This is a genomic window from Pseudomonas sp. BN515 (assembly GCF_029873155.1).
Lineage (GTDB): Bacteria > Pseudomonadota > Gammaproteobacteria > Pseudomonadales > Pseudomonadaceae > Metapseudomonas.
The window spans coordinates 220,840-231,913 of sequence record NZ_SSOH01000073.1; the positions used below are offsets into that span (position 1 = coordinate 220,840).

Sequence of the window (11,074 nt, forward strand, 5' to 3'; positions counted from 1 at the left end):
GGCAGGCTCCGGAATCTGCGAACAGAGGCCGATAGCCTAGCCCAAGGTTTACAGGAGACCGAGCTGTTCGGCAGGCGGTTGCGGCAGCACGAGGGCCGGCAGCCCGGGCAGGCGCTCGCAAAGGGCGGCATGGAAACGCAAGGCCTGGGCTGCCGCCAGGTGATTGTCCGGGGTGTGCAGGAAAACGTTGGGCGTCAGGCCCTGCTCGATCCAGCCGGCCACCTTGTCCAGCCAGGGTTCGAGGAACGGCTGGTTGGCGTCCAGGTCAGGCCCGCCGATAAAACGCACCTGCGGACTGGCGCTGAAGGCGGTGGGTCGAACCGGCACGCGCGGCTTCTTCGACTGCGCATGGAGCACCGCCGGGTCCTGGGAGCGGACGCTGAACAGGGCCCGCGAATCCAGGCAGATTCGCTCTACGCCGCGCTCGTGCAGCAGGCGATTGAGTACTCGCTCGGCATCGCCCTTGTCGAAGAAGGCCGGATTGCGCACTTCCACCGCAATGGCCTGGTGACTGAACTCGTCCAGCCAGCAAGCCAGCTCGCCGAGCCGGTTAGGCCCGAAGGCCGCCGGCAACTGCAGCCAGAGCGGCGCCAGACGCGGCCCGAGGGGCGACAGCAGCTGGAGAAAGTCCTGGGTGGAGGTGAACTGGTCGCGCAGATCGCCTTCGTGGCTGATGTCGCGGGGCACCTTGGCGCAGAAGCGGAACCCCTCCGGCATGGTTTGCGCCCAGCGCTGAATAGTCTCGGCGGATGGCCGGGCGTAGAAGGTGGTATTGCCTTCCACGGCGTTGAACACCTGGCAGTAGCGGCCAAGTGTTTCGGCGGGACGCAGGTCAGCGGGATAGAAACTGCCGCGCCAGGCCGGCTCGTTCCACGACGGGCAACCCAGGTGATAAGGCAGCATCAGACGTAAAGGTCGAGGCCGAGGACTTCGGGGGCGTCGTATTCGGCGGTCATGCGGGCGGTGGTGCTGTAGCTGGCGATGGCCTGGGCGGCGCGGTTGCTCATGTTGCGCTGCTGGATCAGGTCTTGCGGACGCACCGGGAGGCTGTCGGTCGAACCATTGCTGGCCTGCACGCGACGGGACTGCGGCGCCTGCTCGTAACCCTGGGTGGAGGACGGCGTACTCGGCTGCTCGCGGCGAGTCTCCTCCTCACGCTGGATCTCGCGGAAAGGCGTGACCGCGCTGCCCTGGCGAGGGCTGCGCTCCAGCGGATAGGAAGAGGTGAAGCCGTCGATGCGCATCGGTTACTGCTCGGCAATGCTGGCGTTTCGAAATGAATGCGGGAGGACTCTAGCCGCCCGCCCCGGCGTTGGCAATCCGCGCCGGAGACGGCATGGATTGAGTCTAGTTCGGCGCCTTGGGCGTGGCGACGTTGTCGCGCAGGTAGACCGGCTGCGCCTGATCGGCGGGCAGGCCTTCCCCCCGTGCCCAGGCGAAGCGAGCCAGGGTCAGCAGGTCTTCGGCATGGGGCAGCAGGTCCGGCGACTGGCCGCTGACCTGCACCGGAATCCGCGCGGAGAAGGTGCCCCAGCCGGTGCCGGCGCCGTACCAGTTGCCGCTGGCATCGCGTGGCAGCAGGGCCTGTTCGGGCGGCAGCACCGCTTCCACGCCCGCCAGGCGCATTTCGCCGGCTTCCAGGCGGTAGCAGCCCCAGTAGACCTCATCCATGCGCGCGTCGATGGCGGCAGCAACCTGATCCACGCCCTGCTCGCGATGGGCGCGCTGGGCCAGCACGGCCAGGTCGGACACCGGCAGCACCGGGCGATCGAGTGCAAACGCCAACCCCTGGACGACACCGATGGCGATGCGCACACCGGTGAAGGCACCGGGGCCACGACCGAAGGCGATGGCATCCACTGCGGCCAGCGGCAGGCCGGCTTCACCCAGGAGGGTCTGGATCATCGGCAGCAGACGTTGGGCATGCAGGCGCGGGATCACCTCGTAATGACTGAGCACCTTGCCGTCATGCAGCAGGGCAACGGAGCAGGCTTCGGTGGCGGTATCCAGGGCCAGCAGAGTGGTCATCGATCGGTCCAGACGCAGGAAAAAAGGCGGGCATTATAAACGCCAACGGCCCGCAAGCGGGCCGTTGGTCAGATACGAGCTGCGTCTCAGCTGAGAGCGGCCAGTACCTTGGCGGTGATCTCGTCCACGGAGCCAACACCGGCAACGGCGCTGTACTTCGGGGTGCCTTCGGCGGCGGAGAGCTTCTGGTAGAAGTCCACCAGCGGCTTGGTCTGGGAGTGGTAGACCGACAGGCGCTTGCGCACGGTCTCTTCCTTGTCGTCGTCGCGCTGGATCAGGTCTTCGCCAGTTTCGTCGTCCTTGCCGGCAACCTTCGGCGGGTTGTGCTCGGTGTGGTAGACGCGGCCGGAAGCCGGGTGTACGCGACGGCCGGCAATGCGGCTGACGATTTCCTCGTCGTCCACGGCGATTTCGACCACGTGGTCGATGCTCACGCCAGCTTCCTTCATGGCTTCAGCCTGAGGGATGGTGCGCGGGAAACCGTCGAAGAGGAAGCCATTGGCGCAGTCGGGCTGGGCAATGCGTTCCTTGACCAGGTTGATGATCAGGTCATCGGAAACCAGGCCGCCGGCGTCCATGACGCTCTTGGCCTGCTTGCCCAGCTCGGTACCGGCCTTGACCGCTGCGCGCAGCATGTCGCCGGTGGAAATTTGCGGAATGCCGAACTTCTTGGTGATGAACCCGGCTTGAGTACCTTTGCCGGCACCAGGGGCCCCCAGCAGAATCACGCGCATCGATGTGCTCCTCAAAGATTTTGTTTTCGAATCGGTCGGATTCGCCTCATGGGGCCAATCTCAGAATGGGTATTTCGGCGTCGCTGTCGGGCCAAAAGGACGTTCAAGATACACAGCGCCCCTATAGCGCACAAGACGCCGGAAGTAGGGGCGAAAACCGCCTCAACCGGTGTTTCGCAACCCCGCCGCGATACCCGCCACGCTGACCAGAAGGGCCTGCTCCAGAGGGCCTTCGACATGCTGCTCGCAGCGTCTGGAACGGGCCAGGAGCTCGGTCTGGAGCAGGTGCAGCGGGTCCAGGTAGGTGTTGCGCACGCTGATGGCTTCGCGGGTCTCCAGGCTCTGCGCCAGAAGCTCGGACTGGCCGGTCAGGGCCAGTACCGAAGTACGCGCCTGCGACAATAGGTCGCGCAACTGCGCACCCAGTGGTTTCAGCTCTTCCGGCACCAGCCGTTCGTCGTACAGCGCAGCGATGTTCACGTCCGCCTTGGCCAGGACCATCTCCAGCATGTCGATGCGCGTCGCGAAGAACGGCCAGCGCTCGCGCATCCGCGCCAGCAGCGGGGTTTCGCCGCGTTGCCCGGCGTTGCCCAGCGCCGCTTCCCAGCCCAGCCAGGCCGGCAGCATCAGGCGCGTCTGGGTCCAGGCGAAGATCCACGGAATCGCCCGCAGGCTTTCCACGCCGCCGGCGCGGCGCTTGGCCGGCCGGCTGCCCAGTGGCAGGCGGCCCAGTTCCTGCTCCGGCGTGGCCTGGCGGAAGTACTCGACGAACTGCGGATGCTCGCGCACCACCGCGCGGTAGGCCGCCACGCCATCGGCGGCCAGGCGGTCCATGGCGGCGCGCCAGGCCGGCTCAGGCTCCGGCGGCGGCAACAGGGTCGCCTCCAGCACGGCGGACAGGTAGGTATTGAGGTTCTGCTCGGCGATGCCGGGCAGACCGAACTTGAAGCGGATCATCTCGCCCTGTTCGGTGGTGCGGAAGCGTCCTGCCACCGACCCTGGCGGTTGCGACAGGATAGCCGCATGGGCAGGGCCACCGCCGCGCCCGACGGTGCCACCGCGACCATGGAACAGGAGCAGCTCCACCTGATGCTCGCGGCAGATCTCCACCAGGCGCTCCTGGGCACGGTACTGCGCCCAGGCGGCCGCCACCGTGCCGGCGTCCTTGGCCGAGTCGGAGTAACCGATCATCACCTCCTGCGGACCGTGCAGCCTCGCGCGATAACCGGGAAGGCCCAGCAGGCGCTCGATGGCCGGGCCGGCGTTGTCCAGGTCGGCCAGGGTCTCGAAAAGTGGCACCACGCGGATCGGCCGTTGCAACCCGGCTTCCTTGAGCAGCAGTTGCACCGCCAGCACGTCGGAGGGAGCACCAGCCATGGAAATCACATAGGAGCCCAGGGAAGCGGCTGGCGCGTTGGCCACCACCCGGCAGGTGGCGAGCACTTCGGCGGTGTCGGCCGATGGCCGGTAGTTCGCTGGCAGCAGCGGGCGGCGGTTGTCGAGTTCGCGCTGAAGGAAGGCCAGGCGGTCTTCCTCGTTCCACTCGGCGTAGTTGCCGAGGCCCAGGTAATCGGTGATTTCTCCCAGGGCAGCGGCGTGGCGACTGGAGTCCTGGCGGATGTCCAGACGCACCAGGAACAGGCCGAAGCTGGCGGCGCGGCGCAGGCAGTCGAGCAACGCACCGTCGGCAATCACACCCATGCCGCACGCGTGCAGGGAGTGGTAACAGACTTCCAGGGGCTCCATCAGTTGGCTGTTTTCATGGAGCACTTCGGGACCAGGCGGGATGTCCCGATCCAGTGCCGCTTCGGCCCAGGCACGGGTCGCGCGCAGGCGATCGCGCAGTTGCTTGAGCACCGCGCGATAGGGTTCGGGATGCACGCCCACGTGCACGCGCAGTTCATCGCTGGCCTGCTGCATCGACAGTTCGGCGGCCAGGTGGTCGACGTCGCGCAGGTACAGGTCAGCAGCCATCCAGCGCGCCAGCAACAGCACCTGGCGACTGATGGCGGCGGTGACATTGGGATTGCCGTCGCGGTCGCCGCCCATCCAGGAGGCGAAGCGCAGCGGCGCGGCGCTCAGCGGCAGGTGCAGCCCGGTGGTGGCATGCAGAACCTGGTCGACGTGGCGCAGCACCTTGGGCAGCGCATGCCAGAGGGAATGCTCGATCACCGCGAAGCCCCACTTCGCCTCGTCCACCGGGGTCGGCCGGCTGCGACGGATCTCCTCGGTGTGCCAGGCCTCGGCGATCAGGCGCAACAGACGCAGGCGCACACGTTCGCGCTCGTCGTCGCTGAGGTCGGCGTGGTCCTGGGCCGCCAGTTGCGCAGCCATGGCGTCGTACTTCTGGATCAGGGTGCGGCGGGCGACTTCGGTGGGATGGGCGGTCAGCACCAGTTCGATGTCCAGGCGCGCCAGCTGCCGGGCCAATTGTTCCGGGGCGTGGCCGGCGGAGAGCAGGCGCTGCAGCAGGTCGCCCAGCACGCGGTCTTCGAAGGGCTGCGGCTCGTCCGGGGCGCGCCGGCGGATGCGGTGGTACTGCTCGGCGATATTGGCCAGGTTGAGGAACTGGTTGAACGCACGGGCCACCGGCAGGAGTTCGTCATCGGTGAGGCCGTCCAGGGTCTCGTTGAGCTGCCGTTCGCCCTGGGCCGAGCCCTTGCGCCCAGCCTTGGCGCCCTTGCGGATGCGTTCGATCTTGTCGAGGAAAGCGTCCCCCAGCTGGGCACGGATCGTGTCACCGAGCAGCTCGCCGAGCAGGTGGACATCCTCACGCAGACGCGCGTCGATTTCGGCCATTGCCTTCACTCCGTAGCTGTGTGCGTCCTCCAGATTGCCGATAGCGCCATGCAGATACAAGGGCGCGACGAACGGCATATCCGGACGCTCCCGCGAGCTAGTCTGATCCTTAGCCGCCATCACGAATGACGACTCCCGGACGGCCGAGATCGCCCGGAGCTCGAAAACACCCACCACCATGTGGGAAGAGGATGAGGTGTCTATGAAGATCCGAGAATTGGTCCGCCATTGGGAGCAGAACGCCAAGGGTCGCCTGACCCGCAGCGAGTACAGCATTCACCTGGATCTGGAATCCGCCGCCCGACTCGCGGCGCTGGCCGAGATGTACCCCAAGCGCAGCGTCGAGGAACTGATCGGTGAACTGGTGGGCGCCGCCCTGGAGGAGCTGGAGGCCAGCTTCCCCTACGTCAGGGGCAGCCAGGTGGTCGCCACCGATGAACAGGGCGACCCGCTCTACGAAGACATTGGGCCGACACCACGTTTCCTGGCCCTTTCACGCCGTTACCTGCAGCAGCTCAGCGATCAGCGCGACGCCGCCAATCACTGACCGGGCGCGGTAGTCGTTACCCCCGCCGATGCACGCCGGGTACGTGCAGGTGCCCGGCGTGCGCGCAGTCTTCGCTGGTCACCGGTGGCGGGCCGGGCTGTTCCAGTTCGCGGAGGATGGCGCAGGCCTGGCTGGCGCCGTCGCCGTTGCAGCGCGCCTGCAGGTCCTTGAGCTGGTCGCGCAGGGACTGCAACTCAGCGATGCGCACCTCGACGTGGTGCAGGTGTTCCTCGATCAGCCGGTTGGCGGTGCCGCAATCGGCTTCGGGACGATCACGCAGGGCCAGTAGCGCGCGGATTTCCTCCTGGGTCATGTCCAGCGAGCGGCAGTGGCGAATGAACGACAGGCGCTCCACATGGGCCGTGTCGTATTGCCGGTAGTTGCCGGCGCTGCGTGAGGGCGCCGGAAGCAGGCCTTCGCGCTCGTAGTAGCGGATGGTTTCCACCGGGCATCCGGTGAGGGTGGCCAGCTCGCCGATCTTCATTGCCTGACTCCGCTTGACTCTGTAGTTGCTACAGGGTGTGCAATGCCACTCGAAGCGTCAAACAGGAATTGACCCCATGAGCCAACATTGCTGCCACGACCATGACCATGCGCCCCGTTCCGCCACGCCGGAGCTGGCGGGAATCGCCGCCACCGCAGAGCCGCGCTGGAGCAGCCTGCGCATCGACGCCATGGACTGCCCCACCGAGGAACGCCTGATCCGCGATGCACTGGGCAAGGTCCAGGCCATCGAAGCGTTGGAATTCAACCTGATGCAGCGCCTGCTGCGCGTGCGGCACCGTTTCGACAACGTCGAGCCCTTGCAGCGTCTGATCGAGAGCCTGGGCATGCAGGCCGTGCCCCTCGCTGAAGGCGCTCCGGCCACCGCCCCGGCAGAGGCGAAGAAGCCCTGGTGGCCGCTGGCCCTGGCCGGCCTGGCCGCACTGGCGGCGGAAGCCTGCGAATGGTTCGGAGTCGGGCCGGAATGGCTGACCGCGGGATTGGCGATCCTCGCCATCCTCGGTGCCGGCCTGCCCACCTACAAGAAGGGCTGGATCGCCCTGAAGAATCGCAACCTGAACATCAATGCACTGATGAGCATTGCCGTGACCGGTGCCCTGCTGATCGGCCAGTGGCCGGAAGCGGCCATGGTCAGCGTGCTGTTCGCCATTGCCGAACTGATCGAGGCGCGCTCCCTGGAGCGGGCGCGGGATGCCATTCGCGGCCTGCTGCAACTGGCCCCGGAACAGGCCACGGTGTTCGAGGACGGCGAGTGGCACGAGCGCCCGGCCCGCGACGTGCAGCCCGGTGCCCGCCTGCGGGTCCGCCCTGGTGAGCGCATCGCCCTGGACGGCGAAGTGCTGGGCGGTCGCTCCAGCGTCAACCAGGCGCCCATCACCGGCGAGAGTCTGCCGGTGGAGAAAGACCTGGGCGATCCGCTGTTCGCCGGCACCATCAACGGCGAAGGTGAACTGGAATACCGTGCCACTCGCGCCGCTAACGACAGCACCCTGGCGCGCATCATCCACGCTGTGGAGGCGGCCCAGGGCTCGCGTGCGCCGACCCAGCGTTTCGTCGACCAGTTCTCCCGCATTTACACGCCGGTGGTGATCCTCATTGCCGTGCTCACCGCCCTGCTGCCGCCGCTGCTGTTCGACGGCGTCTGGCTGGACTGGCTGTACCGCGCCCTGGTGCTGCTGGTGATCGCCTGTCCCTGCGCCCTGGTGATTTCGACCCCGGTGACCATCGTCAGCGGCCTGGCCGCGGCGGCCCGTGGCGGCATCCTGGTCAAGGGCGGGGTGTTCCTCGAACTTGGCCGCAAGCTGGCCTGGGTGGCCCTGGACAAGACCGGCACCCTGACCGAAGGCCGCCCGCGCCAGACCGATATCGAACTGTTGCAGGCGCACGAACAGGATCCCCGCGCCCTGGCCGCGAGCCTGGCCGCCCGCTCGGATCACCCGGTGTCCCAGGCCGTGGCCCGTGCCGCCGAGGCCGCCGGCATCGCGCTCTACGCCGTGGACCGCCTGGCCGCCCTGCCCGGCCGCGGCGTCACCGGCCTGATCGAAGGGCGTAGCTATCACCTGGGCAATCACCGCCTGGTGGAGGAACTCGGCCTGTGCTCCAGCGAGCTGGAAACCCGCCTGGACGCCCTGGAAGCACAGGGCAAGACGGTGGTAGCCCTGTGCAGCGAGCAGGCCGTGCTGGCGCTGTTCGCCGTCGCCGACACCGTGCGCGACAGCAGCCGCGAAGCCATCGGCCAGCTCCATGCACTGGGGGTGAAGACGCTGATGCTCTCCGGTGACAACCCGCACACCGTCCAGACCATCGCCAGCCAGGTCGGCATGGACGACGCCCGTGGCAACCTGCTGCCCGAGGACAAGCTGGCGGAAATCGGTAGGCGCCAGTCCGGCGGCGTGCCGGTGGGCATGGTGGGCGACGGCATCAACGACGCCCCCGCCCTGGCCCGCGCCGACATCGGCTTCGCCATGGGCGCTGCCGGCACCGATACCGCCATTGAAACCGCTGGTGTGGCACTGATGGACGACGACCTGCGCAAGTTGCCGCAGTTCATCCGCCTGTCCCGCCGCACCCACGCCGTGCTGATGCAGAACATCAGCCTGGCCCTGGGGATCAAGGCGGTGTTCCTGGCCCTCACGCTGATGGGTGAAGGCACCCTGTGGATGGCGGTGTTCGCCGATATGGGCGCCAGCCTGCTGGTGGTGTTCAACGGGTTGCGGTTGTTGTCGCCGAAGTCATTGCGCTAACGGAATGTAGGTTGGGCCGGGCGGCGTTCCGCGAGCGCAGCGAAGCCCAACGTTGCCCGGTTCAGCTCCGCCGTTGGGCTTCGCGTAGCTCAGCCGCAACCTACGCCAGCGCGTCCTGGTAAATCTTCACCTGATCGGCACCAAACGCCACCAACAGCGCCTCACGCAAGCTGCTGCCCGCCGGCCTCGGCCGCTTGAGCTCAGCCACTGCGACCCGCGCCGCCTCCTGCAGCGGATAGCCATACACCCCGCAACTGATCGCCGGAAAGGCGATGCTGGCCAGCCCTTCGGCTTCGGCCAGGGCCAGGCTGTTGCGGTAGCAGTTGGCGAGCAGTTCGGGTTCGCGGTGATTACCGCCGTGCCAGACCGGCCCGACGGTGTGGATCACGAAGCGCGTCGGCAGACGGAAGCCAGGGGTGATCTTCGCCTCGCCCGTGGGGCAGCCGCCAAGGGTGCGGCAATGGGCGAGGAGTTCGGGGCCGGCTGCGCGGTGGATGGCGCCGTCAACGCCACCGCCGCCGAGCAGCGAGGAGTTGGCGGCATTGACGATGGCGTCCACCTCCAGGGTGGTGATGTCGCCTTGCCAGATACGTATGTCCATTGGGGTCACCTCCATTGGGAGGCTAGCCCCTTATTTGACCTCTTGCGGGGTCTCCTGGCCCATGCAGCGCACGGCCTTCCGCTTGTTGTCCACCAGCACGCCGGTCAGGCCTTTCTGCTGGGTATCGAACAGCACCAGCACACCATCGACGCACTGGGCGACCTGGGCAGCGGGCTCCAGGGAAACCTTGTAGTCCTCGCCGGGGACGGTCTTGAGCATGGTGAAGTCGGACAGCAGCAGCGCGTCCTCGGGTTTGGCGAAGTGCAGGTAGCCGTAGTACCAGAGCACCATCACGGTGCCGACAATGCTGCCGATGCCGGTGAGGATCAGTGGGATGGGGTTGCGTTCGCTCATTGGGGACTCTCTGTATTCGGGACTTCAGCCAGCCGGCGCAGTCCGACGAAGCCTTTCGGGTCTTCGAGGTAAAGCAGCATCACCGTTCGCCAGGTGGGATCGGCGAAAGTCTGCACATGGCCACCGCGGACCGGCTGGAACACCCGCGGCGGGGGCGCAGCTTGATACAAGCGCACGCCGTTGGAAAGGGGGACTACCGGATCGTCGATGCTGTGGTAGATCAGCATGGGCAGGCCCTGCAACCCGCCGATGGCACGAATGGCGCTGTCGCCATCGGGCACCAGCCAGGACAGGGGGATCTGCAATGGCCAGAGTGGCCAGGCGTTGGAGAGGCTGTATTGGGCCACTTCGCGGTAGCTGGCGGGCACCCCGTCCAGCACCAGGGCCTTGAGCTTGTCCCGGCGCGCGGGGCGTTCGGCGAGGTAGTGCACCGCCAGGGCGCCCCCGATGCTCTGGCCAAGCAGCACCTGCGGCTTGCCCTGCACTTCCGGCGCCTGGTCGAGCCAGGCGAAGGCCGCATCGATGTCCTGATAGATCGCCGGCAGGCTCGGCGATCCTTCGGAGCGGCCGTAACCCCTGTAGTCCAGCAACAACACCTGGTAGCCCTGGGCTGGAAGCCACCAGCTACCGCCCAGATGGCTGGCGACGTTGCCGCCGTTGCCATGCAGGTGCAGCACCGTGCCCTTCACTTCAACACCCGGCTTGGCCGGTAGCCACCAGGCATGCAGGCGCGTGCCGTCGGCGGCGGTGAGCTGGATGTCGCGATATTCCAGCTTGGCCTTCTCTGGTGTGAAAGGCAGGTGTTTGTCCGGGTAGAACAGCAGCGAGCTGCAGCCCTGCAGGAGCAGGACGAGGAGGATCAGCAGAGTGCGGGAAGCGGGCATGTGTATTTCCTTCCTGAAACATCACAGGCCAGCCCTGCGGGCTGGTTGGCGAAATCGAGTGTTGCAAGTAACTGCATTTCCCGTAGGAGCTGGCTTGCCAGCGAATGGCTCCTTTTCGCTAGCAAGAGCCGTAGGGTGCGCTGTGTGTTCAGCCGGTATACATGGGTAACGCTTGTCGGGAGACATGGGTAACGGGTGGATAGTCATGGCTTGGGTTGCCTGAGATCAATCTGGCGCACGGTCTTGTGGATGAACACCACGTCGAAGACGCCGTCGGTCGCGGTCGGACGGATGGCAACCCGCTCTCCCGCCAGGCCGCCGCCGACAAACAGGCTCCGGCCGTTGAAGCGGACCTGCCCGATGCGTCCAACCTTGAGCAC

11 protein-coding genes are annotated in these 11,074 nt (G+C 66.8%); 2 read left to right on the forward strand and 9 right to left on the reverse strand.

What is annotated here, in order from left to right:
* Nucleotides 1-48: 48 nt before the first annotated feature.
* The 5 genes from E8E91_RS20150 to ppc form a co-directional block, all read right to left on the reverse strand.
* Nucleotides 49-903, reverse strand: coding sequence for a DUF72 domain-containing protein (locus E8E91_RS20150; protein ID WP_280378196.1), 855 nt, complete (start codon nucleotides 901-903; stop codon nucleotides 49-51).
* The gene (locus E8E91_RS20155; RefSeq protein WP_280378198.1) at nucleotides 903-1,244 is read right to left on the reverse strand and encodes a hypothetical protein; all 342 of its coding nucleotides are present in this window, start codon (nucleotides 1,242-1,244) and stop codon (nucleotides 903-905) included. Before E8E91_RS20155 ends, E8E91_RS20150 begins: the two co-directional genes overlap by 1 nt.
* Before the next feature lie 103 nt (nucleotides 1,245-1,347).
* The gene (gene tsaB / locus E8E91_RS20160) at nucleotides 1,348-2,028 is read right to left on the reverse strand and encodes a tRNA (adenosine(37)-N6)-threonylcarbamoyltransferase complex dimerization subunit type 1 TsaB (RefSeq protein ID WP_280378199.1); all 681 of its coding nucleotides are present in this window, start codon (nucleotides 2,026-2,028) and stop codon (nucleotides 1,348-1,350) included.
* 86 nt (nucleotides 2,029-2,114) lie between these two features.
* Nucleotides 2,115-2,762, reverse strand: a complete 648-nt coding sequence (gene adk, locus E8E91_RS20165) for an adenylate kinase (protein WP_280368092.1) — start codon at nucleotides 2,760-2,762, stop codon at nucleotides 2,115-2,117.
* A gap of 162 nt (nucleotides 2,763-2,924) precedes the next feature.
* Nucleotides 2,925-5,561 (reverse strand): phosphoenolpyruvate carboxylase, encoded by a 2,637-nt coding sequence (gene ppc, locus E8E91_RS20170; protein WP_280378201.1) that lies wholly within the window; start codon nucleotides 5,559-5,561, stop codon nucleotides 2,925-2,927.
* A gap of 202 nt (nucleotides 5,562-5,763) precedes the next feature.
* On the opposite strand from ppc, the gene E8E91_RS20175 reads away from it, so the two are divergent.
* Nucleotides 5,764-6,108, forward strand: coding sequence for a pilin assembly protein (locus E8E91_RS20175; protein ID WP_151136432.1), 345 nt, complete (start codon nucleotides 5,764-5,766; stop codon nucleotides 6,106-6,108).
* A gap of 16 nt (nucleotides 6,109-6,124) precedes the next feature.
* On the opposite strand, the gene cadR is transcribed toward E8E91_RS20175, so the two are convergent.
* Nucleotides 6,125-6,592 (reverse strand): Cd(II)/Pb(II)-responsive transcriptional regulator, encoded by a 468-nt coding sequence (cadR, locus tag E8E91_RS20180; RefSeq protein ID WP_280378204.1) that lies wholly within the window; start codon nucleotides 6,590-6,592, stop codon nucleotides 6,125-6,127.
* Between the two features lie 76 nt (nucleotides 6,593-6,668).
* Here cadR and E8E91_RS20185 point away from each other — a divergent pair, with 76 nt between their 5' ends.
* A complete protein-coding gene (locus E8E91_RS20185; RefSeq protein WP_280378207.1) occupies nucleotides 6,669-8,855 on the forward strand; it encodes a heavy metal translocating P-type ATPase in 2,187 nt (728 codons plus the stop codon).
* 100 nt (nucleotides 8,856-8,955) lie between these two features.
* Here E8E91_RS20185 and E8E91_RS20190 read toward each other — a convergent pair whose 3' ends face one another.
* Genes E8E91_RS20190 through E8E91_RS20200 form a run of 3 tightly spaced genes read right to left on the reverse strand, consistent with a single transcriptional unit; the run spans nucleotide 8,956 to nucleotide 10,694 of the window.
* Nucleotides 8,956-9,456 carry an O-acetyl-ADP-ribose deacetylase gene (locus E8E91_RS20190; RefSeq protein ID WP_280378209.1) on the reverse strand — a complete coding sequence of 167 codons (501 nt, stop codon included), beginning with the start codon at nucleotides 9,454-9,456 and terminating at the stop codon, nucleotides 8,956-8,958.
* A 30-nt stretch (nucleotides 9,457-9,486) separates the two neighbouring features.
* Nucleotides 9,487-9,810, reverse strand: a complete 324-nt coding sequence (locus E8E91_RS20195; RefSeq protein ID WP_280368078.1) for a hypothetical protein — start codon at nucleotides 9,808-9,810, stop codon at nucleotides 9,487-9,489.
* Nucleotides 9,807-10,694, reverse strand: coding sequence for an alpha/beta hydrolase (locus E8E91_RS20200; protein ID WP_280378211.1), 888 nt, complete (start codon nucleotides 10,692-10,694; stop codon nucleotides 9,807-9,809). Before E8E91_RS20200 ends, E8E91_RS20195 begins: the two co-directional genes overlap by 4 nt.
* Nucleotides 10,695-11,074 lie beyond the last annotated feature (380 nt).

Excerpts from the sequence above, each read along its gene's own strand:
- ppc (WP_280378201.1), bottom strand. The coding sequence starts at position 5,561 with ATGGCCGAAATCGACGCGCGTCTGCGTGAGGATGTCCACCTGCTCGGC.
- E8E91_RS20200 (WP_280378211.1), bottom strand. The coding sequence starts at position 10,694 with ATGCCCGCTTCCCGCACTCTGCTGATCCTCCTCGTCCTGCTCCTGCAG.
- tsaB (WP_280378199.1), bottom strand. The coding sequence starts at position 2,028 with ATGACCACTCTGCTGGCCCTGGATACCGCCACCGAAGCCTGCTCCGTT.
- E8E91_RS20185 (WP_280378207.1), top strand. The coding sequence starts at position 6,669 with ATGAGCCAACATTGCTGCCACGACCATGACCATGCGCCCCGTTCCGCC.
- adk (WP_280368092.1), bottom strand. The coding sequence starts at position 2,762 with ATGCGCGTGATTCTGCTGGGGGCCCCTGGTGCCGGCAAAGGTACTCAA.
- E8E91_RS20150 (WP_280378196.1), bottom strand. The coding sequence starts at position 903 with ATGCTGCCTTATCACCTGGGTTGCCCGTCGTGGAACGAGCCGGCCTGG.
- cadR (WP_280378204.1), bottom strand. The coding sequence starts at position 6,592 with ATGAAGATCGGCGAGCTGGCCACCCTCACCGGATGCCCGGTGGAAACC.
- E8E91_RS20195 (WP_280368078.1), bottom strand. The coding sequence starts at position 9,810 with ATGAGCGAACGCAACCCCATCCCACTGATCCTCACCGGCATCGGCAGC.
- E8E91_RS20175 (WP_151136432.1), top strand. The coding sequence starts at position 5,764 with ATGAAGATCCGAGAATTGGTCCGCCATTGGGAGCAGAACGCCAAGGGT.
- E8E91_RS20190 (WP_280378209.1), bottom strand. The coding sequence starts at position 9,456 with ATGGACATACGTATCTGGCAAGGCGACATCACCACCCTGGAGGTGGAC.
- E8E91_RS20155 (WP_280378198.1), bottom strand. The coding sequence starts at position 1,244 with ATGCGCATCGACGGCTTCACCTCTTCCTATCCGCTGGAGCGCAGCCCT.